At 42.4% G+C, this 20,696-nt stretch carries 15 protein-coding genes and 3 pseudogenes; 4 read left to right on the top strand and 14 right to left on the bottom strand.

From position 1 onward, the window contains the following. From HMPREF0519_RS14270 to sufC, 3 genes and pseudogenes are all read right to left on the bottom strand, one after another. A partial coding sequence (locus HMPREF0519_RS14270) for an aminotransferase class V-fold PLP-dependent enzyme (protein ID WP_003634601.1) occupies positions 1 to 402 on the bottom strand: 402 nt, incomplete at its 3' end. Further along, positions 383 to 1,676, bottom strand: a pseudogene (sufD, locus tag HMPREF0519_RS03190) (Fe-S cluster assembly protein SufD). The gene HMPREF0519_RS14270 and the pseudogene sufD, both read right to left, overlap by 20 nt. Position 1,677: 1 nt before the next feature. Beyond that, the gene (sufC, locus tag HMPREF0519_RS03185; RefSeq protein ID WP_003557449.1) at positions 1,678 to 2,487 is read right to left on the bottom strand and encodes a Fe-S cluster assembly ATPase SufC; all 810 of its coding nucleotides are present in this window, start codon (positions 2,485 to 2,487) and stop codon (positions 1,678 to 1,680) included. Between the two features lie 390 nt (positions 2,488 to 2,877). Here sufC and gltB point away from each other — a divergent pair, with 390 nt between their 5' ends. Continuing rightward, positions 2,878 to 7,341 (top strand): glutamate synthase large subunit, encoded by a 4,464-nt coding sequence (gene gltB / locus HMPREF0519_RS03180; RefSeq protein ID WP_003634595.1) that lies wholly within the window; start codon positions 2,878 to 2,880, stop codon positions 7,339 to 7,341. Positions 7,342 to 7,353: 12 nt separating this feature from the next. Beyond that, on the top strand, positions 7,354 to 8,787 hold the full coding sequence (locus HMPREF0519_RS03175; RefSeq protein ID WP_003634593.1) for a glutamate synthase subunit beta: 1,434 nt from the start codon (positions 7,354 to 7,356) through the stop codon (positions 8,785 to 8,787). Positions 8,788 to 8,878: 91 nt separating this feature from the next. Here HMPREF0519_RS03175 and HMPREF0519_RS03170 read toward each other — a convergent pair whose 3' ends face one another. After that, a complete protein-coding gene (locus tag HMPREF0519_RS03170) occupies positions 8,879 to 9,403 on the bottom strand; it encodes an ASCH domain-containing protein (RefSeq protein WP_225429122.1) in 525 nt (174 codons plus the stop codon). 20 nt (positions 9,404 to 9,423) lie between these two features. Continuing rightward, positions 9,424 to 10,935 carry a ribosomal protection-like ABC-F family protein gene (abc-f, locus tag HMPREF0519_RS03165; RefSeq protein WP_003634589.1) on the bottom strand — a complete coding sequence of 504 codons (1,512 nt, stop codon included), beginning with the start codon at positions 10,933 to 10,935 and terminating at the stop codon, positions 9,424 to 9,426. A 562-nt stretch (positions 10,936 to 11,497) separates the two neighbouring features. Here abc-f and HMPREF0519_RS03160 point away from each other — a divergent pair. Beyond that, positions 11,498 to 11,689 (top strand): hypothetical protein, encoded by a 192-nt coding sequence (locus HMPREF0519_RS03160; RefSeq protein ID WP_003551934.1) that lies wholly within the window; start codon positions 11,498 to 11,500, stop codon positions 11,687 to 11,689. Between the two features lie 169 nt (positions 11,690 to 11,858). Here the strand turns inward: HMPREF0519_RS03160 and HMPREF0519_RS03155 are convergent, their stop codons facing one another. After that, on the bottom strand, positions 11,859 to 12,491 hold the full coding sequence (locus tag HMPREF0519_RS03155) for a DNA alkylation repair protein (RefSeq protein WP_003634586.1): 633 nt from the start codon (positions 12,489 to 12,491) through the stop codon (positions 11,859 to 11,861). A 74-nt stretch (positions 12,492 to 12,565) separates the two neighbouring features. Here HMPREF0519_RS03155 and HMPREF0519_RS03150 point away from each other — a divergent pair, with 74 nt between their 5' ends. Beyond that, complete coding sequence (locus HMPREF0519_RS03150; RefSeq protein WP_003634584.1) at positions 12,566 to 13,096, top strand: GNAT family N-acetyltransferase; 531 nt, start codon at positions 12,566 to 12,568, stop codon at positions 13,094 to 13,096. 10 nt (positions 13,097 to 13,106) lie between these two features. Here HMPREF0519_RS03150 and HMPREF0519_RS03145 read toward each other — a convergent pair whose 3' ends face one another. The 8 genes and pseudogenes from HMPREF0519_RS03145 to HMPREF0519_RS03115 all read right to left on the bottom strand — a co-directional run bounded on the left by HMPREF0519_RS03145 (position 13,107) and on the right by HMPREF0519_RS03115 (position 20,603). Next, complete coding sequence (locus HMPREF0519_RS03145) at positions 13,107 to 13,982, bottom strand: metallophosphoesterase family protein (protein ID WP_003634581.1); 876 nt, start codon at positions 13,980 to 13,982, stop codon at positions 13,107 to 13,109. Beyond that, a complete protein-coding gene (locus HMPREF0519_RS03140) occupies positions 13,982 to 14,758 on the bottom strand; it encodes an ABC transporter ATP-binding protein (protein WP_003634579.1) in 777 nt (258 codons plus the stop codon). Before HMPREF0519_RS03140 ends, HMPREF0519_RS03145 begins: the two co-directional genes overlap by 1 nt. A gap of 77 nt (positions 14,759 to 14,835) precedes the next feature. After that, positions 14,836 to 16,164, bottom strand: a complete 1,329-nt coding sequence (locus HMPREF0519_RS03135; RefSeq protein WP_003634577.1) for a D-alanyl-D-alanine carboxypeptidase family protein — start codon at positions 16,162 to 16,164, stop codon at positions 14,836 to 14,838. A 188-nt stretch (positions 16,165 to 16,352) separates the two neighbouring features. Beyond that, the gene (locus HMPREF0519_RS14265; protein WP_003634574.1) at positions 16,353 to 16,829 is read right to left on the bottom strand and encodes a glycosyltransferase family A protein; all 477 of its coding nucleotides are present in this window, start codon (positions 16,827 to 16,829) and stop codon (positions 16,353 to 16,355) included. After that, entirely contained in the window at positions 16,826 to 17,095 is a 270-nt protein-coding gene (locus HMPREF0519_RS14260) for a glycosyltransferase family 2 protein (RefSeq protein WP_003634571.1), read from the bottom strand. The genes HMPREF0519_RS14265 and HMPREF0519_RS14260 overlap by 4 nt, the downstream gene beginning before the upstream one ends. A gap of 98 nt (positions 17,096 to 17,193) precedes the next feature. Then, positions 17,194 to 18,033 carry a TMEM175 family protein gene (locus tag HMPREF0519_RS03125; RefSeq protein WP_003634569.1) on the bottom strand — a complete coding sequence of 280 codons (840 nt, stop codon included), beginning with the start codon at positions 18,031 to 18,033 and terminating at the stop codon, positions 17,194 to 17,196. A gap of 218 nt (positions 18,034 to 18,251) precedes the next feature. Beyond that, positions 18,252 to 18,978 (bottom strand): annotated as a pseudogene (locus HMPREF0519_RS03120) (L-ribulose-5-phosphate 4-epimerase). 20 nt (positions 18,979 to 18,998) lie between these two features. Then, a pseudogene (locus HMPREF0519_RS03115) lies at positions 18,999 to 20,603 on the bottom strand (xylulokinase). Positions 20,604 to 20,696 lie beyond the last annotated feature (93 nt).

The raw sequence follows: 20,696 nt of genomic DNA, 5'->3' as shown, positions 1-20,696 counted from the left end.
AGCAACTTGTTGCCAGGGAACCACATTACTGTGGTGCTCCAATTCCGAAATGACAATCTCATCACCCTCATTGACGACACTGTTGCCAAAACTTGAGGCAATCCAATTTAATCCTTCGGTTGTCGAACGGGTATAAATCACTGATTTTCGGCTCTTGGCATTAATAAAAGCGGCAACCTTGTCTCGGGCAGCTTCGAATTCTTCCGTTGCCCGCTCCGCTAATGTATGAACCCCACGATGAACATTGGCATTATCATGTTCATAATAATAAATCAACGAATCCAAAACACTGACCGGCTTTTGAGTTGTTGCGGCATTGTCCAGATAAACCAGTTGCTCGCCGTTTACTTTTTGATCAAGGATCGGAAAATCCGATCTTGAGTTATTCAGTCCCTTGCTCATTCGAAAGCTTCCTTTCCATCATCTCTACCATTTGTTCCCTAACGTCTGCAACTGGAATATCTCGTAAGACAACGCCCAGAAAGCCTCGAACAACCAGTCTTTTAGCCACTTTTTTGGACAAGCCGCGACTCATCAAGTAATACAGCTGCTTCTTATTAATTTGACCGACACTGGCCGCATGACCGGCAACCACGTCGTTTTCATCAATCAGCAAAATCGGGTTGGCATCTCCGTGTGCTTTTGGTGATAACATCAACACACGATTCTCCTGTTGGGCTTTTGCACCGTGCGCACCGTGAATAATTTTGCCAACACCGTTAAAAATCAGGGTTGAACTATCCAGCAAAACGCCCCGTTGTAAAATGTTTCCTTCCCGAGTGGCGACCATAATTAGTGACCTGCGTATCAAGCCCCTGCACCTGTTTTCCGGTTGACAGCGCCACCGTCTGCATCTCAGTGTGTGAGCCGTCTCCCATTAAGTCGGAGTCGAAATCGGCAACCGTATGGCCATCGTTCAGGACACCCATTGTCCAATCGATTCTGGCACTGCTTTCCAAGTAACCTCGGCGGTTATAGTAGGCATAGGTGTTTTTTGCCAATGTATCCAAAGCAGAAAACTTTACGTAACTGGAATCCTCGGCAATAATCTCTACCGTGACATGGGCCGGATTAGTCTGTTCACCAATCGTTGATACCCGTTGTAGAACAGAAAAATGACTGTTTACGCCGGCTACAATCAGTGTATGATTAACAAAATTTTCTTTAAATCGGCTGTCTTGAACGGTCATGAGATTTATCGGCTCTTTGATATCGACATTGTCCGGCACATATAGAAAAGTGCCGCCGTTCATTAACGCAGCGTTAACAGCTGTCAGTCGGTTCTCTTTGTATTTAACGGCTTTTTGAAATAGATATTTTGATAGTAGTTCACTGTAATCACGGATTGCCGTTTTCATATCGGTTAAAATAATGCCCTTTGACTTTAAATCGTCACTAAGATCATTTTTGACTGTTTCTTTACCAACGCTGACAAAGTGGTAATTTTCAGTCGGGTCCAATAATGAAGTAACGTCACCTGTTGGCTGTTCCTCTGTCTCCGTAAAATCAAGTAATGGCCAGGAATGGTAGTCCACCTTATCAAACACCGGCAATGTTAATTTATCGACCTGTTCCCAGGCTTCATCCCGCAAATTTGTCAACCACTCTGGTTCATTACCAAATCTGGCTTGTTTCAAAAGTGCAGGATTGAGCTTTCGAGCTTTTGTTGAAAGCATGCTACTCCCCCCCTCCGACACTAACATCATCATCAACGAGGTTCACATCTAAGCCCAATTCATCTTTCAAACCGGCGTAACCTTCTGCTTCAAGTTTTTCTGCCAAACTGGCGTCACCGGTTTTGACAATCCGACCATCCATCATGACGTGAACTTGATCGGGACGAATATAATTCAGTAATCGTTGATAGTGGGTAATCATTAAAGTCCCAAAATCTGGGCTTTCCATATGATTGACACCCTTGGCAACCACTTGCAGCGCATCAATATCCAATCCAGAATCAATTTCATCCAAAATCGCAAACTTAGGCTGAATCATCATCAATTGTAAAATTTCATTTCGTTTCTTTTCACCACCGGAAAAGCCTTCGTTCAAATAACGTTCGGTCATTTCATCTGACATGTTAAGGACTTTCAAATTCTCATCAAGCTTCTTTAAAAATTTTCGAATAGGTAACGGTTTTTCTCGGGTTGCGTTAACAGCTGTCCGCATAAATTCCAAATTTGTAATTCCTTTAATCTCGACCGGGTACTGCATTGCCAGAAACAACCCTGCCCGAGCACGTTCGTCGACCTTTTTATTTAAAATACTTTCTCCATCCAAAGTAATGTCTCCTTGAGTAACGTGATAATTCGGATTTCCCATGATCGTTTCAGACAGAGTCGATTTCCCGGTTCCGTTCGGTCCCATGATCGCGTGAGTTTCACCCGTGTTAATCACCAAGTTGACACCTTTCAAAATTTCTTGTCGTTTCTTGGTCTCCTCATCTTCAACTGCGACGTGAAGATCAGTTACTTTTAAAGTTGCCATATCGCGATTCTCCCTTCCATAACGTCTGCTTTGATTTAATCAATACCGCTTGAAATATGTATTTTTACATATATTTGGAATATTTATAGAAACAGCTTTCCCATAAATATGTATCATTAAAATTAGATTAAATTATAACCGCTAAGCCCCCCTTTTTGCAATACCAAACTTAATATTCGTTTAGAATTTAAATTTTTCGCTTATTGGAATAATAACAAGATAGTCAGCTTAAATTCATCATTTCACATAATTTATGTATAATAGATGGAATCTCGGTTTTTTATTACACTATGCAAAAAAACATTGTAATTTTATAATTATTAGAATACTATGAGAACTACACAATTGGTTTGGACAATCTGAGTTTAAATTATTAAGGTAGGTGGTTTCATGGATAGCTTAAAGGATGACGGCAAGTTAATGTACTCACCCAAGTTTGAGCACGCAGCCTGTGGAATGGGCTTTATCACTCAAGTGGATGGCCATCCGAGTCATGAGATTGTGGAAAAGGCTTTGACCATGTTACAAAGAATGAATCATCGTGGTGGTACCGGGGCTGAACCCGATACCGGTGACGGTGCCGGGATACTTATGGCACTACCGGACGCGTTCTTCCGTGATCAAATGGCGAAATACGAATTAACGTTACCGAAATCTGGTGACTACGCGGTCGCTCAACTTTTCTTACCACATGACGCGCAGGAGAAAGCTTCAATGTTACAAGCAGTTACCAGTCAAATTGACGAAGCCGGGTTTCCGGTTTTGTGGACACGTAACGTGCCGTTTGTTTATGAAAATTGCGGTCCGGCAGCCCAACAATCGATGCCGGGATTTGTGCAGGTTATCTTGCAGCGCCCGGTCGATATCAACCCGGGGCAGGACTTTGAAGACCATCTCTATGTTTTAAGACGGCAGCTCGAAAAAACTTTTGACCGTCAGTCGATGTACATTTGCTCCTTATCGAGCCGCACAATTGTTTACAAGGGAATGCTACATGCTTATCAGGTCAGCCTCTTTTATCCGGATCTTCACGATCCACAAATGAAGAGTGCAATCTGTTTGATCCATTCCCGTTTCTCAACCAATACATTTCCAAGCTGGGATCGAGCCCAGCCTTTCCGTTTCCTGGCTCATAACGGTGAAATCAACACGTTAAAGGGCGCCGAAAATTGGATGACCAGTCACGAAATCGAGATTTATGATGAGGACGATTCCGACTCGGCTAAATTGGAAAACTGCATGGAGTACTTATATCGCCATGGTCGATCGATCCCACAATCATTAATGATGATGGTACCGGAAGCATGGGGAAACGGCACAGAGATGTCAGACGAACAACGGGCGTTTGATGAATATAATGCCACGTTCATGGCACCATGGGACGGTCCTGCCGCCCTATGTTTTACAGATGGCATTCAAGTCGGTGCTTTTCTTGACCGAAATGGCTTACGACCATCCAGATTCACCTTAACAAAAGACAACCAACTCGTGGTTGCATCGGAATCCGGCGTTGTCGATGTTGATCCAAGTGACATCGTTGACAAAGGAATCCTGGCTCCGGCTGAAATGATTCTGGTCGATACCAGTACCGGAAGAATTTCCAAGACTGATGAACTAAAGCGTGACTGCGCAGAGGCTCATCCTTACCAGCAATGGCTCAACGCAAATCGTTTGACACTCGATAATTTACCAGAAGTTAAACCTGAAGCAAGTATTTCAAAAGATAGTTTGAAAAAGCTTTGGCTTCGAAACGGATACACCCATGAGGTTATTCAAACAGCACTTATTCCAATGGCCCAAAACGGTGGTGAACCCGTTGTTGCAATGGGATTTGATTCCCCATTAGCCGTTTTGAGCAAAAAGCCACAGTCACTTTTTACCTATTTCAAGCAGTCTTTTGCACAAGTGACTAATCCGCCAATTGATCCATTACGTGAAAAAGTGGTTATTGGCACATTTGGTTTTCTTGGACGTGATGGTGACTGCACGAAAGATTCCGCTGAAAACTGTCATAAATTAAAAATTGACAGCCCGATTCTTAACGATCAGGAATATGCCAAAATCCTCAGCTTGGACTTACCTGCTTTGAAAGTGGCTAAATTGTCCCTGGCTTACGATCTAGCGGACACCCCCGATCGATTGGCACATGTCCTTAAGGATTTGTTTACCCAAGCTGAAAATGCAATTGACAGTGGCGCTACAATCTTGGTGTTAAGTGATCGGCCAGTTGCCGATAATCAAATGACAATCCCGGTTCTTTTGGCCGTTTCCGGCTTACACAATTATTTGGTTCGCCAAGGAAAGGGTACGACGGCCTCAATCGTCGTTGACACTGCCGAAGCGTGTGAAATTCACCACTTCGCCTGTTTGGTCGGTTATGGTGCCGCCGCAATTCATCCGTATGGTGCCTTTGCAACCTTGCGTGAAAGAGGTCTTGAGAATCATTTGGAAGATTACTGTCATGCATCAACTAAGGGCATTATCAAGATTATGAGTCGAATGGGAATCTCAACAACTGCCGGCTATCAGGGTGCCCAATTATTTGAAGCGGTCGGATTATCCGATGCAGTGGTTGAACAATACTTTACGGGAACGCCAACCAGAATTGGCGGCATCAGCCTTAACCAAATTGAAAATGAGTATTATCGAAAATATAAATTAACGTTCAGCAATCACTCCGTTGATGATTTACCATCCGGGGGCAGCTTCCAATACAAAGTGGATGGCGAAGAACATCTTTACAATCCAACCAGTATTTACCAGTTCCAAAAAGCCGTTCGAACGGGTGATTATCAAGAATATCAAAAATACACAGCCGAAATGAATAAGGAAGCCAAGGAGAATCCGGTTACCCTGCGTTCGATGTGGAACATTGAGACAAATGATAACAAACCGGTCCCACTGAGTGAAGTTGAACCTGTCAGTTCTATCGTTAAGCGTTTCAAATCAGGTGCGATGAGTTTCGGTGCCCTTTCCGAAGAAGCACATGAAACCATTGCGATTGCTATGAACAAATTAGGTGCCAGAAGCAACTCCGGCGAAGGTGGCGAAAGTCGCAACCGATTCCACGTGGGTGCCGACGGCCTCGATCGAAACAGTAAGATCAAACAGGTATCAACTGCCAGATTCGGTGTCAATACCGAATACCTGATGAGTGCCGAAGAAATTCAGATTAAAATGGCTCAAGGTGCAAAGCCCGGTGAAGGTGGCCAATTACCTGCCGGCAAGGCCTATCCGTGGGTTGCAAGTATCCGGGGATCGATTGCCGGTGTGCAACTAATCTCACCACCGCCTCATCATGATATTTATTCCATCGAGGATTTGGCACAGTTAATCTATGATTTAAAGCAGGTTAACCCTTATGCCAAAATTAACGTAAAGTTGGTATCTTCAACCGGTGTCGGCACAATCGCTGCCGGTGTTGTTAAAGCCGGAGCCAACACGGTGGTTATCTCCGGGTATGACGGTGGTACCGGTGCGGCTCCCCGAAACTCCACTCGGGATTGCGGCCTTCCCTGGGAAATGGGCCTGGCAGATGCCCACCAGACATTGGCATTAAACAAATTACGTCAACGAACAACTTTGGAAGTTGATGGTAAATTATTAACCGGCCGCGACATTGCTATTGCCATTATGTTGGGCGCAGAAGAATTTAGTTTTGCAACCTTAACAATGGTCTCAATCGGCTGTGTCATGATGCGAAAGTGTAATTTAAATACATGTCCAGTTGGGATCACCACTCAGAACCCCGAACTCCGGAAACTATATTCCGGTCGTCCTGAACACGTTATTAATATGATGCACTTCTTGGCTGAAGATTTACGGGAACAAATGGCTGCCTTGGGCTATCGAACAGTTGACCAAATGGTTGGGCACGGTGAACACCTAAAGCCGCGTTACGTGCCATCAGGCAAGTCCAAAACTTTAAATTACGACCGAATGCTAAACAAGACGATCACGATTGATCGTAAGAAGGAAAATCCATTCAAGCCGAAGTATGACTGGCCGGACTTGGATCGTTTCGCAGAAACCAGTTTGAAGAATCAGAATTCAACCACTATCAATCTACCAATCAATAACGTTGACCGGGCGGTTGGCACGCGACTCGGTGGTTGGATTGGGGCCCATTTTGGTAACTATGGTTTGAAACCGGGCCAACTACGGTTTAATTACCACGGAACCGCCGGTCAAAGTTTCGGTGCCTTTATCACTCAGGGACTTGAAATCAAACTGGTTGGTGAAGCCAATGATTACGTTGGTAAAGGCTTATCCGGCGGCCGTTTGATCGTTGCTGCCCCTCACCAAGCCAAAAAACTTTACACTCACTCACCAATTGTCGGCAACGTTGCCTGCTTTGGTGCAACCGGCGGTGAGGCCTACTTCAATGGTCGTGCCGGTGAACGCTTCTGTGTCCGAAACTCCGGTGCCAATGTTGTTGTAGAAGGTGTTGGTAATAACGGCTGTGAGTACATGACCGGTGGCGTAGCCGTCATTCTTGGACGGACAGGCCGAAACTTTGCGGCCGGCATGTCCGGTGGTGTCGCTTACGTTTATGATTGGACGCACAGCTTTGAAAAGAACTGCAATCGGGACTTGGTTGACCTCTACCATCTGGATGAAGCCGGTGATGACAGCATTCTTCAAGAACTCCTAAAGAAACACGTTCAATACACCGATTCGGAAACCGCTCGAAAGATTCTTGATAACTGGGAAGTTGAAAAGCACACCTTTGTCAAGGTTTACCCTCGTGATTATCACAAGATGCGCAAGCTGATTCGTGAATACACGAAACCGGGAATTTCAGAAGAAAAAGTGATTGAAAAAGCCTTTTATACGGCTACGAGTCAAGATTAGGAGGAATTCAAAATGGCAGATCCAAGAGGATTTTTAAAATATCCCAGAATAGATAATCCCATGCGCCCAATCATGCAGCGTGTTAAAGACTTTAACGCAATGGAACTTGACTTAAGTGACGCAGATCGTCGAGAACAGGCTGCCCGTTGTATGAATTGTGGGATTCCATTTTGTCACCATGGCGTTTTCTTTGGTGGCGGCCGGGCGGTCAGCGGTTGCCCAAACGATAATCTCATTCCCGAATGGAATGACCTTGTTTATCGTGATCAGGACCGGCGGGCATTTGAACGGCTAAGCCGGACAAATATGCTGCCGGATATGACTGGGCGGGTTTGTCCTGCACCCTGCGAGGTTTCCTGTGTACAGGCATTAAACGGACCGGGAATTACAATTCGAAATAATGAGAAATTCATTATTGAACAAGCTTTTAAAAATGGCTGGGTTGTTGATTCCGGTAAACCACTTCGTCGGACCGGCAAAAAGATTGCCGTTATTGGTAGTGGTCCCGCCGGCATCTCAGCTGCATGGCGCCTAAATCAGTTGGGGCATTCTGTGACACTGTTTGAACGTGACGACCGTTTTGGCGGATTTCTGATGTATGGTATTCCAAACATGAAATTACCAAAGGAAGTCGTTCAGCGCCGAATCAATGCCTTATCTCAAGTCGGCATTGATCTGGTTCCCAATACGGAAGTCGGCAAAGACATTTCGGCGGAAGAACTCAAAAAAGAATTTGATCGGGTTGTAATTTGTACCGGTGCCCGACAAGCACGTGACCTGAATGTTAAAGGGCGGGATCTTTCCGGTATTTATCAGGCAGCTGACTTTCTAAAAATTGCCACTAAAGAAGTCCTGAAAGATGGCACTAAAGCCAATAATCGCCTAAAGGGAAAGCATGTCTTAATCCTTGGCGGTGGTGATACGGGTAATGATTGTATTGGAACGGCAATTCGTCAAGGATGCGCCGGCATTACGCAGTTGGAAATTACGCCTGCCCTTCCTAAAGAACGAACGTCAAAAAATCAATGGCCCGAATGGCCGATGGTTTTAAAGACCGGTTATGGTCAAAAAGAAGCCAAGGCACTCTTTGGCAACGTTACGGAATATTCAGCAACAGCAACTGCTTTCTTTGGTGAAAATGGCCAAGTTAAAGAAGCAGAAATCAGTCAGGTAGATCATTTTAAGCCGATTGCCGGTACCGAAAAGCGAATCAAAGCCGATGTTGTTGTGTTGGCAATGGGCTTTACCGGTGCAGAACAGTGGCTGTTTGACCAATTTGGCATTACTAAGAAAAATGACAATTACACCACAAATGACAATCAAATTTACGTTGCCGGTGATTGTCGCCGCGGTCCAAGTCTCGTTATTTGGGGCATTCATGAAGGCCGTTTATGTGCGGAAAAAATCGATGCGTCATTGCAAACCTTAGCAAGCGCAAAACTATAGCACAAAAAAATAAGGTCTACATTTCTCAACTGGATTGGAAATATAGACCTTATTTTTATTTGCCGGCACTTTTTTCAATTAGATCATCAGCCTAATGTGTACCGCAATTTCTTGATTTGTACCATGTTTCAGCTGCTGCATGCCAATCGCCCGTTCGTTCAATAATCTTTCGGTACTTTTTCGGCATTTGTCCATAGCCGATTTTTAAAAGCGGATTGACGTACTGCTCAACAAAGTTCCCGGTCTTTTTAGAGCCCTTATCTTCTCGATACACCATCAACGAATCCAGTAAATGAGGTAATGTTTCAATTTTGGCATCATCCACCTGATAAAAGTGCAATCTGCCCTTTACGGGAAATGGTTTGACTAAGTTCTCGACACTTACATGCCACGAATAGCCGCCATGACTTTTATTACCAGATACCGCATCAATCTTAATAATTGCCAATGCATATCCATTTGGCAATCCCAAGCCAAAATCGGTTACCGATGGTGTCGCTGTACTAACAAGAAGAAAGGTTGAGACTTTTCCTGGAAGCCAGGTTCGATATTCAATTGTTTTATCGCCCATTATGATTTCCCAAGCATAAGGTTCCCTTATGGATAAAGCTTTCAAGCACGTCCCTTCCCTTCAGATTAACGATATTTTTTCAATTCAATTGGTGGTTCTGTCGCAATTGCGTCTACAAAGTCCCGATCATGATCAATCAACAGCATGGTTGGCTTAACCTTTAAAATCAATTTTTGTATCTGACGCCTGGTGATGACATCCAAATAATTCAAAGGCTCATCCCAAATATAAAAATTAGCAGGTTCACACAATGATCTGGCTAATGAGACCTTTCGTTTTTGTCCCATGCTGAGTTCTGACAAATCTTCGGTGAATGCCGATCGCTCAAATCCCAGCTTTTTCAACATATTCAGCGATACCGGCAACTCGACGTCATGGTGCTTTGCATATGCTTCAATTGATCCTGAAAGGGTTTCAAATTCCTGTGTCAAATATGATACCTTGACCGTCTTACTAAATGATGAGCTGCCACGTGCAATTAACCGTTTTTCACCAAGAATCGCTTTGATCATTGTGGTCTTTCCAAATCCGTTTGGCCCTTCAAAAACCAATCGTTGGTCCTTTGTTAGATCGAACGTAATCGGTTCATTCAGAATGTTATGATTACGCTGAACCTGAAAATCGTTCAATAGCAAAATATGATCCTGATGGGGCTGCTTGTAATTCAATGTTAAAGGCACCACATCATCAATGTTCCTTAACAACGACTTCTTTTCATCAATCGCTGATTCCGTTCGTTTAAGGGTTGATTTGGATCTTTTCATCACTTTTGCTGCTTTATGACCCAAGAAGCCTTTATCAAGGTTGACATTGGATTGCCCGCCATAAGCTTTTTTGGACTTCTTATTCTCGGCATTTCCTGCCCACTGTTTTACCTGACTGGCAGTCGCACTCAAGCGTTTAATTTCGGTTTGAAGATGTGCCTTCTCATTTTTCTCACTCAGATTCTCACGATCAAATTCGCGTTGCCACGTATCATAATTACCGTCAAATAATTGAATCTTTGCCCGGTCAATAGATAGCACATGATCGATGACCTGATCAATAAAATAACGATCATGGCTGACAACAATAAAACCCCGTTTTGACTTTAAATAGCTCGCAACAACTTGGCGACCGGCAATATCCAAATGATTGGTTGGCTCATCAATGAGTTGAAAAGTCTCTTTATCGGTAAACATGGCGGCCAATAATGCCTTGGTCTGTTCACCCGGGCTTAAAGTTGAAAACGGCCGGCTTAGTAAATCGTCAGTCAACCCCAATTGATCCATTTCCAGTTGAATTTTCCAAACCTCCGATTCGTTTAACCCCGAAACATCCATTAGGACATCCACAACGTTTTTCGTGAAATCGGTAATCGGTTGCGGAAAATAATTAAAACGCAGATTAGATTGGATTTCTCCATGATAGGGATATTTTCCCAACAATAAGTTTAAAAAGGTCGTTTTGCCGCGGCCGTTTCGACCAATCAATCCCAGTTTCCAACTTTCATCAATACTGAGACTGAATTGGTCAAAAATATGGTTGACCATCCCATCATATCGAAACGATAAATTCTTAATTTGAATAGTTCCCATAACTCACACGCTCCCTAAATGTAATGGCGTATGTCTGTTTAATTTTAAAAATAAAACCCGCTACAATAATCTGCAGACGGGTTTTGTCGTACTTATTCAAGTCGTGGATGCAAAAATTCAGATTTAATGATCCAAATGATCCAGACATTGACAGTCATTACAAATCGCACAGACTTACCCCCTGTATAAAAACAGTCGGCTTTAATTCTGATTAACGATTTGCAAATTTCAATGTCCTGCCACATCCCTTTTTAGTATGTATTTATCATAGCGTACACAGACTTATTTTTCAAGGCAGCACGTTTAGAAAGCCTTTTCAATGAAATCAACAATTGTTCACAAATTGTGAACATAATTAAAAATTTGTTCATTTTTTATTATAAATACTGGTGACATTCCCATGTAACATCGGTATAATGAGGTTGTAGAGAAACGCAGGTAGTTTGTTGCTACGCTTCAACAATATTCCTTGATCCAACACGTTTGGAAGCAGTTTTAGTCTGCTTCTTATCCGTCTCCAAATTGCTTGCAGTTTTTCATTAAATGTAGGGGGAGCGATCTTATGGATGAAAACTTAAAAATCACGTTAATTGGTTTGTTAACTTTGATAATCGGCACGATCTTTGCTTCGATTGTTGCCAGTTTCGGTGTAACAACTGTGTTACCTGGTTTGCTATCATTCTTAATCGCAGCGGCATTGGTATTTCTCGGATTTCGATTTACCGATCATCATCACCTTGCTTCAAGACACTAAGTAAGTGTGCAAGCTAATCAAAAGAGGTACAATTCCGGGTGGGATTGTACCTCTTTTGATTTTTATCCCCACCGGTTTATCTATTGAACAGCACCATCTGGTTGCACCCACTCAATGCAAACCAGAAAAAACGGTTTGCGGTTCCTTTTAAGCTTAGTACTGGCAGGCCTTAAAGATACCTGCCGCCCTCTTTAACCGCCAATCTTGACAACTTATGAGCAGCAATAAAAGTCTTGACCCATTCCGGATTATATTTACTATAATTTCTCAACGACCATCCAATTGCCTTTTGGATAAAAAATTCTTCAGTATTAATATCGTATTCAATTGCTTTAGTCAGTAGTTCTTTATCAAGTGTTTCCTTCTCGAGCAATTGAAGCGTAATTGCAATCCGCCTCATCCAAAAATTTTCATGTTGGTAAAAAAGGTTAAATACCCGCCCTTTTTCTTCCGGGTGCAATCGAACAAATTGACCGAATGTCTTTCGCCATGAATCCACGGTATCCCACCACGACTTTATTTGAATATAGGCTGTTAATCTGTCAATATCAGAAAATGTCAGCCGTTTCACGTTAACATGTGCAATATCAATTGCTACGTATTGATACTCCCGTTCGTCCCGTTGATAAAGCGCCGTGATCGTTGAAAACACTCGCGCTATCGACCATTTTTTTGAGGCAGTCACAATTTCTTTTGACTGGGCTTTTCTATCCGGTGTTTTTAATCCTAAGAACCGATATTGATTGCGCATATACTTTTCCATATAAGGTTGATTTTGAAGGTTACCAATCATTTGAAACATTCCGTGTCCTCCGCGTTTCTAGATGTATAAGTATAGTATACTTGTTTTGTAGGTATCATAAGGGGGAATGACAAATGTTCATACATAAAGTAAATGAAACGATTGCTTTGAAACTGCCCGAAAAGCGGGACGCCAACAGCCTGCTTGAAATTGTCAATACCAACCGAGCTGAATTTGGCCGCTGGTTGCCTTGGGCAAAGGAAATATTTTCAATTAATGATGAAAGAGCCTTTATTAAGAATGGTCTTCAAAGAATGGCCGCCGGCACATTTTGGTTTGCTATTATTTTATATCAGGATGAAATTGCCGGCGTTCTTGATCTCCATCAAATCAATCATGAAAATCGTCGTTGCCAAATTGGCTACTGGTTGGCGGGACGTTTTCAAGGAAGGGGTATTATGACCGCTTCCGTTCGAGAAGTCGAAGCAATTGCTTTTCACGATTTGAATATGAATCGCATTGAAATTATGGCTGATGAACATAATCAAAAAAGCCGCAACGTTGCAGAACGTCGAGACTTTCATTTAGATGGCATTTTAAAACAATACGCTTTTTATAACGACCAATTCAGAGATATGGCCTTATACTCGAAACTCAGGCAATAAATTGCCGGCCTTATTCCTTACTCAGGACATTACTCCAAGCCCGGGTGAGGATTTTTTTATCTACAAAATCTGTGTTGGGAATCTTAAAGGCATTAATCGTTTTAGTTCCTAAATAAAGCAGCCGCTGTTCGACACCTATGTCATCACCATCAACCGTAATGACATTATAAGCGGTCCCATCGGTCACAAAATGTTCATGTGGATTGGCACAATTGATATGGTAAGCCGTCGAATCAGCAACCACATTCAAAATGCCGTCTACCACATAGCTGTTAGCAAAATGAACATGACCGGAAAAGATCGCTTTAACATGAGTATGGTCGATAACGTTCAACAGATCATCCCCATTTTGTAAGATGCTGTAGCGCATTTGCTGCAATGGCGGGCCATATAGCGGATGGTGCATGAAAATGATTCCCGGTCTTTGATATTCCTGTAACTGGTTTTTCAACCAATGTAATTGGGTCTGATCCAAATACCCCTGCTCAATATCACCGCATTTGGTATCCAGAAAATAACACTCCAGCCCCTCTAACGATTCATGATAGTAATAACGAGTAGCTACCCGTTTCTTACCTAAAAAGCCTTTATAAAATTGATCGGTTCGATCATGATTACCCAAAATAACTTTGATCGGTGCCATCAAGCGTTCCTGCTCCTGATCCAGCATGTGATGAAAATCTGCATAAGCCTCGGCATCTCCCTCATGGATCAGGTCGCCACTGATCACAATCAGGTCGGGATCAACGTTGGTATTGTAAATATCATCAAAAACGGTGCGCAATTTTTCTTCAGGATCAAGGTGTTGATGATTGGCAGGTTTTGCGCCCGCCGGTGTTAAATGAGTATCAGAAATCTGAACAATTTTACACTGAACCATTATCATCACTCCAATACATAGTTTGATTGAGCATCCAACACATTCTGATTGGTATTTGGGTCGAACAACAGCATTGCCGATTCATCAAGTGTTGCACAAGCAGTTCCAGTCGCATTCTTAGGCCATTGGTTGACCACTGCTTTAATAAACTTTTCGCCAAATGCTTTACAGGTTAACTGCTTGTACCTACCATAATCCACGATTGTTTGAACTTCAACCGGAAAACTGCCAGACACCTGCTCATCATGTAGATGAACATTTTCAGGTCGAATCCCTAATAAATACGATTGATCCTCATCCAAATTTGCCTGAATGTTTTTCCCAGGTTTCGAAATGACCGTGCCATCCACGCCGGTTAGTTGATGATTCGAAAAGTTCACGGGAAGAATATTGATTTGTGGCGTCCCGACAAATTGTGCAACAAACAGGTTTGTTGGATGTCGATATAGATTATCCGGGGTGTCAATCATCTGAATCTTTCCATCATTAATAACCGCAATCCGATCTCCCAACGCCATGGCTTCTTGCTGATCATGTGTGACGTAAATGATTGTTTGCCCATTTTCTGCGTGTAACTGTAGTAATTGATCCCGTGCCTTCTCTCTTAATTGAACATCAATATTCGAGAGCGGTTCATCCAGTAAAAAGATGTTGCTCTTCTTGGCCATTCCCCTTCCCAGTGCCACCCGTTGCTTTTGACCGCCGGATAGTTGAGCCGGATAACGATCTTTATAGTCGCTTAAATTCGCTGGAGCAGTCCTAGTGTGCGGAATCACCCCCATAACAACCCAAAACCACTCCAAAGGAAAAAGTACAAAGACATCAAAATTCTGTCCTCACACTTTTAGGTGATATTCAATTAAAGATGTTTAAAAATTTGATTAACCACTCTCGCTAGACCACTGATAAGATTCCCCAGGAAGTCACCGATTTTCGAAAAAAACGATCGACGTTTAACCGTTTCTTTGACGATAGTTTTAGGTGCCCGAACACTTTGTGTTGCCAGCATCGGGACTGTCGCAGTACTGTTCCCGACTTTTACAAGAACGTTGCCAACGGTTGAGCCCTTTTTAACCGGCAATTTTTGAGTCGTTGGTTCATATGAATCGCTAATAGACGGTTTGGATGATTCAGTCTTCCATATGGTCGCCCTTGAATCCTGAGGTGACGCGGAAACTTTTCTATTTCCAATCGTAAAAATATTCTGATGAATCAAATACGTTTCTGTTGTATAGTTCTTTTCAATTGCTCTCACCAATTTTTCCATCGATGAAAAAATGGTGTTGCTGTCAATGATCGTTGCAATCAAATGACGTCCTTTATGCCAAAAAGACACGTTCAGGCATAAACCGGCAGTATCTGTGAAGCCGGTCTTTAAACCATCAACATGCTCGCTCTTCTTATAGAAAGCGTCCCCCTTCAACAGTCTGTTGCTGTTCACCAGGACCTGATTGCCTACCTTCATCGAGGGCTTCCTACTCCACTTGGTAATTGAAGGAAACTCGCCCAAAACTTTTGCGGCAACGGTTGAAATAGCTTTGGCACTCACCATATTCTGAGCTTTCTTGCCGGTTCCCGGAACTTGAAGTTTGTAGGTTGTTAAATCGGTGTTATCAAGACCGGAACTGCTGACAAAATGAGCATTAATCCCCCATTTTTGAGCCTGCCGATTCATCAGGTTAATAAACTTGGTATTACTGCCGCCAGCCACCAACTCTCCAAGAGCAATCGCCGATGAATTGGAAGATGCAATTAAAGCTGCCTGATAAAGTTGTTTAACCGTATATTGCTTCGATTTTTTTATTTTAAAAGTACCCAGTTCATAACTTTTGCTCATCTTGATAAGCGGTTTGCTGACTGGGACTTTTTGATTCCAAGACAATTGATGCTGATCAATTGCCTTTTTGGTTAGGTACAGTGTCATTAATTTGGATAAACTGGCAATCGGCCGTTTTTGATGACTGTTTTTTTGATACAACATCTGACCGGATTTTGCGTCCATCACATAAATTTCTTTAGCTTCGAATTTATACTTTGGTTTCTTACTTTTTGCTTGAGCTGTTGCTGATGGTACTAATGCTGCAATAACACAGGCCAATACCAAAATAACAGCCATCAATTTAGTTAATCGGGAAGTGCCTCGCATGATAAAAGTTACCTCCATTAATTTCTTAATCTGAATTATCATACCGCTTTATGTGAAAAATAAAAGTCCTTCCTATTGATTCTTTACCTAAAATTTACCCAGAGTTCACACTCTCTTCACAAATTAACATGTACGCAAAAGAAGTCATATTTTTGATAACAAAACTCAGAAATGTGACTTCTTACCTATAAATTTTTGGAGGCGATTTTAACTAATTTTGTTTTTAAACACTACGGCATTAACTTCATACCCATTTCGTCAATATGACGACGAACAACCTGCTCTTTTGCCCGCATCTGATAAGTGGCACTATGAATAATGCTGTTGCCACGATTTACCTTGTTATAAAGCGGCACATCGTAGAATAGAAATTTATGGGAAGCCATCATATAGTCGGCGGTAAACAATAAATCCTCTGCCAAATCCAAAGATTCATCAAAGCGAATATGATTATCGCGAATAATTGACATCTTGAACCCTTTATTCCAGGTATAGCCACCAATGCCATCGCCACGATAATTAATTGAATCATAGGCTCTTCGTTTGGTAACCTCTTCAAACCCGGGCTGATGATCGTGACCGCCTCCACGCCAACCCCAATTAAATCCAACAATCACTAAATCTGCTTTGGGATCTGAAAAGCCCGACACAATAACTTCCAAATAAGTGGGATCCAGCAAGTCATCGCCATCCACAAAAACGATCATATCCCCCCCCTTGCATTGTCAATCGCATAATTACGGGCCTTAGAGACCCCCTCATGTTCTTTAAAGAAATGGGGTTTGATACGATCGTCCTGTTCTGCAAATTTTGCGATGACTTCGGCCGTATGATCGGTTGAGGCATCGTCAACCAGTAGGATTTCAAAGTTTTGATAGGTTTGTTTAAAGACACTGTTCAACGTTTTTTCAAGGTATGAGCCTAAATTATATGCAGGGATTGAAATTGTTACTAACGGTGCATGAGTTGCCATGATAAAGTCCCTCCGTTCGCTAATCCGCTTACTTTTGAGGTCAGTTTATCCTCGAATTAGGGCTTGGTCAAACAAATCGACTCCAATTAATTTGTTGGTTATCGTCTTTGATTATGATGATCGTGCTGGTTATTTTGATGATCCCATTTCATGGCATCTCCGGCAGACATATTAAGTTTCTCCTGAATTTGACTCGAGAAATCCTGCCAAGCCTGCTTTTGGGCATCTGGCTGATTTCCGATTGACCTGGTCTTTCGCCGATAGTCGTGGGCTAACCGACGAAAGGTTCGCTGCTGACTTGGTGTTAGTTCAATAAAAGCTTTACGCTCTTGAGTTCCCAAATCTCCAACATCACTAAACTCTTCGTTATCCAAGGCATGCCGAATAAACGAGCGAACGGGAATAATGATGAATAAGATCAGAGAAAACTTCGGAAAAAAGTAGCCAATAACGATTAAAATCAAATATGATATCCAGGATTCGAGAAAGGCGGTGCCATAAATAACATTGTATAACTTCCGCATATCATCTTTATCAGTGTACTTATCATGGATAATTGTCTTTACAATTCGCCGAAACAAGACCGAAATGACAAGGTCCAATACCCCGTACATGACCACCGTCATTGAATTGGTATCAATGGCCATTAACCGGGTAAACGTTGGAATAAGCGACACAAAGAACATCAGCGCCAAGTCACCAACCACAACACCATTTGAAATCTTTTCGACTTCATTAAAAATCACTGCGTGCTGATACCACAAATTGGCAATAAAGCAAAAACTAACCGCGTAAATACCAATTGCCGTAAATAAACTCCGGTAGTCCAAAACACCATTATTAATTTGAATGGGCAACTCCAGGACCATCACCGTAATCAAAATAGCAATGATTGCATCGACAAAAACGTCAAGTCGCCCCTTTAATTTTTCTTTCATAAACGTCAACTACTTCTCCATTTTCAAAATATAAACCAGTATAGTCCAAATCAACCGGTATTGCTAGAGAGTCAATGACGTGTTATCAACACGTCAAAAAAGCCAGACAAAAATTCACTTTTTGTCCAGCTTCTTAATTTAACTTATTGTATCGACTACAAAGTGGGCTCCCGACCGTCAAAATGACAACACTTTGTAGACATTCTAATCAACTTAATTTATTCGTGTTCTGCGTGATCCTTTGACTTGGCACTGTTTTGACCATAGTAAGCGTTGGCACCGTGCTTACGATAATAATGCTTGTCCAAAAGATATTGTGGTACGTGGATTTCGTCACGATTCAATTGCAAAGCATGGTATCTGATTTCAGCTGAAACTTCCAATACTTTGGCATTGTATACTGACTTATCCGGTGTTAGTCCCCATGAAAAGGGTCCGTGTTGACTAACTAACACGGCTGGTACAGCATCCGGGTCAATCCCGCGTTTTTCAATTCGTCAACGATGACTTTACCAGTATTTAATTCGTAAGCATCCTTGATTTGTTCCTCATTCAAAGCCGGTGCACATGGAATATCACCATAGAAAGTATCGGCATGTGTCGTACTGACAGCTGGAATATCCATTTTAGCTGCGGCAAAGGAAACACCCCAAGGTGAATGCGTGTGGGTAATTCCACCGATATTAGGAAAATGATTGTACAAATAAGTGTGGGGTGGTGTATCACTTGATGGATTCATGTCGCCTTCAACGACTTTACCGTCCAAGTCAACCACTACCATATCGGATGGCTTCATCTTATCGTATTCAACTCCGGATGGTTGGTAACGAATAAACCCTTGTCCCGATCAATTCCGGAAACGTTTCCCCAGGTAAAGGTCACAAGGCCCAACTTGGGAAGCTGCATATTTGCTTCATAAACTTCTTGTTTAAGATCTTCTAGCATTGTCTGATTTCACCTTTCAATTACTTCATTTTCATTGACTTAACTGCTTCACTTTCAACAGGTAAATCAGCTTTGTAATTATCGATAAATTTGTCTTATCCTTGAACACTTGCTGGTTCCGGATAAAGAGTGGCTTTGGTTGAATCCTTGAATACCCGGTTAGCCAGGTAGTCTTCCAAAGATTCGCCATTCTTTCGGTTGATGCAGAAGAGTGCTAATACTGCCATTCCCCATGGGCCACCTTCACCGGCATTTTCCATAACAGATATCGGTGTGTTTAATGCATCAGCCAAGACTTGTTGTGCAACAACCGGTGTCTTGAAAATACCACCTTGGGCAACCAAAACATTTGTCTTAATGTGCTCTTCACGCAATAAGATATCCATCCCAATCTCTAATGGCGCAAAAGCTGAATAGATTTGGGTTTTAATGAAGTTAGCCAGGTTTAATTTAGCATCCGGTTTACGAACAAATAATGGTCGTCCTTCGGGCATCTTAGTAATGTTTTCACCTGAAAGATAAGCAAAGTTAACCAGACCACCGGCATCCTGATCACCTTTAACAGATTCTGCAAACAATGTTCCGTAAAGATCATCGGGTTTAAGCTGAAGCCCAAGTGCCTTGGCAAATTCACCAAACAAACCGACCCAAGCATTGATATCTGATGAGCTGTTGTTGGTATGAACCATGGCAACTGGTGCACCTCAGGCGTTGTCACCATATCGATATCACGGTGAACGGCTTTCATTGGTCGATCAAGTACAACCATTGAGAATGCTGAAGTTCCGGCAGAAATGTTACCAGTTTGTTTCTTAACACTGTTGGTTGAAACCATACCAGTACCGGCATCCCCTTCTGGAGGTGCAATCAATGAACCGGCTTCAAGTTGACCGCTTTGATCCAATAATTTGGCACCTTCAGCGTTCAATTCACCGGCTTTTTTGCCAGCTGGTAAAACCTGTGGCAAAATGTCAGTCAAGTTCCATGGGTATTGTTGAACTTCCGGTAGACTGTTAAACTTATCAATCATACCCTTTTCATAATAGGTCGTCTGTTCGTCAATTGGAAAGACACCCGAAGCATCACCAACGCCAAGAACACGTTCGCCTGAAAGTTTCCATGTCACATAACCGGCAAGCGTTGTCAGGAAATCAATGTTTTTAACATGGTCTTCCTTGTTGAGAATTGCCTGATATAAATGTGCAATACTTCAGCGTTCTGGAATGTTAAAGTTAAATAGCTTGGTTAAAGATTCAGCAGCTTGGCCGGTAATATTATTTCGCCAAGTTCTGAATGGTACCAACAGTTCGCCATTCTTATCAAAGGCCATGTAACCGTGCATCATGGCACTCGCCGATTGACCCGATTTTCTTAAGGTCAACGCCATACTTATCATGAACTTCTAAGGCTAATGTTGCGTAGCTGGTTTGAATCCCATCCCAAATCTTTTCGATCGGGTAAGTCCAAATGCCATTGTCCAGTTCGTTTTCCCAAAGATAATCGCCTGAAGCAATTGTTTGGAAATCGCTCGTTACCAGGACTTCCTTAATTTGGGTTGATCCTAGTTCGATACCCAACGAGATGTTTCCGCTTACAATTTCGTCTCGTACTCGACTTTCGTCCATTGTTTTATCCTCCAGAGTTGCTCGTTATTAAATTACATTTACTGCTTAATTGTAGAATATTCGTACGGATAAATCGATGGTATTTGTTACTTG

Source organism: Lentilactobacillus hilgardii DSM 20176 = ATCC 8290, from assembly GCF_000159315.1.
Taxonomy (GTDB): Bacteria; Bacillota; Bacilli; order Lactobacillales; family Lactobacillaceae; genus Lentilactobacillus; species Lentilactobacillus hilgardii.
This window is presented reverse-complemented; position numbering and strand designations above follow the sequence as displayed.

Excerpts from the sequence above, each read along its gene's own strand:
- HMPREF0519_RS03155 (WP_003634586.1), bottom strand. The coding sequence starts at position 12,491 with ATGTTTCAAATGATTGGTAACCTTCAAAATCAACCTTATATGGAAAAG.
- HMPREF0519_RS14260 (WP_003634571.1), bottom strand. The coding sequence starts at position 17,095 with ATGGCAACTCATGCACCGTTAGTAACAATTTCAATCCCTGCATATAAT.
- abc-f (WP_003634589.1), bottom strand. The coding sequence starts at position 10,935 with ATGGGAACTATTCAAATTAAGAATTTATCGTTTCGATATGATGGGATG.
- HMPREF0519_RS03125 (WP_003634569.1), bottom strand. The coding sequence starts at position 18,033 with ATGAAAGAAAAATTAAAGGGGCGACTTGACGTTTTTGTCGATGCAATC.
- HMPREF0519_RS03160 (WP_003551934.1), top strand. The coding sequence starts at position 11,498 with ATGGATGAAAACTTAAAAATCACGTTAATTGGTTTGTTAACTTTGATA.
- HMPREF0519_RS03145 (WP_003634581.1), bottom strand. The coding sequence starts at position 13,982 with ATGATAATGGTTCAGTGTAAAATTGTTCAGATTTCTGATACTCATTTA.
- sufC (WP_003557449.1), bottom strand. The coding sequence starts at position 2,487 with ATGGCAACTTTAAAAGTAACTGATCTTCACGTCGCAGTTGAAGATGAG.
- HMPREF0519_RS14265 (WP_003634574.1), bottom strand. The coding sequence starts at position 16,829 with ATGATCGTTTTTGTGGATGGCGATGACTTGCTGGATCCCACTTATTTG.
- HMPREF0519_RS03135 (WP_003634577.1), bottom strand. The coding sequence starts at position 16,164 with ATGATAATTCAGATTAAGAAATTAATGGAGGTAACTTTTATCATGCGA.
- gltB (WP_003634595.1), top strand. The coding sequence starts at position 2,878 with ATGGATAGCTTAAAGGATGACGGCAAGTTAATGTACTCACCCAAGTTT.
- HMPREF0519_RS03150 (WP_003634584.1), top strand. The coding sequence starts at position 12,566 with ATGTTCATACATAAAGTAAATGAAACGATTGCTTTGAAACTGCCCGAA.
- HMPREF0519_RS03175 (WP_003634593.1), top strand. The coding sequence starts at position 7,354 with ATGGCAGATCCAAGAGGATTTTTAAAATATCCCAGAATAGATAATCCC.
- HMPREF0519_RS03140 (WP_003634579.1), bottom strand. The coding sequence starts at position 14,758 with ATGGGGGTGATTCCGCACACTAGGACTGCTCCAGCGAATTTAAGCGAC.